This window comes from Micromonospora sp. NPDC000442, assembly GCF_042898635.1.
In the GTDB taxonomy this organism is placed as follows: domain Bacteria; phylum Actinomycetota; class Actinomycetes; order Mycobacteriales; family Micromonosporaceae; genus Micromonospora.
Map to the genome: position 1 here is coordinate 1 of NZ_JBIAYZ010000059.1, position 1,365 is coordinate 1,365.

The window sequence follows — 1,365 nt, forward strand, 5'->3', positions numbered from 1 at the left end:
CAACATCCAACAAATCAATCGCGTGCAGGCGCGCCTGGGCAGTCGCCGTGACCACCGCCAACACCCGCACGAACCACCCGACGAACCGCTGGGCCATCGACTCGTCAAACAGATCCGCCGCAGCCACGAGCACGCCCTCCAGACCGGCCGGGCGGCCCTGCGCGTCGAACGCCTCGACCGCGGTGACCTCGAGGTCGAACCGGGCGTTGACCGCGCCGGTCGGGGGCTGCCCTTCGTTCTCGGCCCGCCCTTCGTTCTCCGCCTGCGGCAGGCTTACTGCGCCGCGCTCCAGGTTCTGCAGGGTCAGCATCACCTGGAACAGCGGATGGCGGGCCATCGAGCGGGCCGGGGCCAACTCCTCGACCAGTCGCTCGAACGGCACGTCTTGGTGGTCCAGGGCGGTCAGGCTGCTCTGCCGCACGCGACCCAGCACCTCGGCGAAGGTCGGGTCGCCGGACAGGTCGGTGCGCAGCACGAGGGTGTTGACGAAGAACCCGACCAGATCGTCCAGGGCCTCGTCGTTGCGTCCCGCCACCGGGAAGCCGATCGGGATGTCGGTGCCGGCGCCCAACCTCGACAACAGCACCGCCATCGCCGCCTGGAGGACCATGAACGGCGTCACGCCTTCGGCCCGGGCCAGGTCGACGAGGCGCTCATGCACCTCGGCCGGTACCCGCAGCGGCACGGCGTGCCCGCGATGCGACGAGACGGGTGGTCGCGACCGGTCGACCGGCAGGGTCAACTCCTCGGGCGCACCGGACAGGGTGTCCCGCCAGTAGCCGACCTGCGTTGCCAGCAGATCGTCCGGGCTGGACTCGTCGCCCAGCAGTTCACGCTGCCACAGCGCGTAATCGGCGTACTGCACCGGCAGCGGTGTCCACACCGGTGCCTCGTTGCGCAGCCGGGCCTCGTACGCAGCAGAGAGGTCCCGGCCCAACGGCGCCGTCGACCAGCCGTCGCTGGCGATGTGGTGCATCACCAGAGCGAGGACGGACTCGTCGGCACCGGTCTGGAACAGCCAGGCCCGGACCGGCACCTCGGCGGCGAGGTCGAACACATGGCGGCTGGCCCCGGCCACCGCGTCCGCCAGCCCGTCCGGCGTCACTGTTTGCACGTCGAGCGCCCAGTCGAGCTCCGCCGGCTCCAGGATGCGCTGATAGGGCTCGCCGTCGGCCACCGCGAAGACGGTGCGCAGCGACTCGTGGCGGGTGATCACGTCCCGTAGGGCCGCGTTGAGCGCCTGCACGTCGAGTCCCGCGCGGAGGCGCATCACCAGCGGCAGGTTGTAGAGCGGGCTGGGGCCTTCGAGTTGGCTGAGGAACCACAGGCGTTGCTGGGCGAATGACAGCGGTACCCGGGCCGGAC

The 1,365-nt window shown here is 70.7% G+C and carries 1 protein-coding gene; it reads right to left on the reverse strand.

Annotated elements, in window-relative coordinates; genetic code table 11:
* Positions 1-1,365 (reverse strand): condensation domain-containing protein (locus ACFY2A_RS30530; protein ID WP_387176806.1); only part of this gene is annotated, 1,365 nt, incomplete at both ends.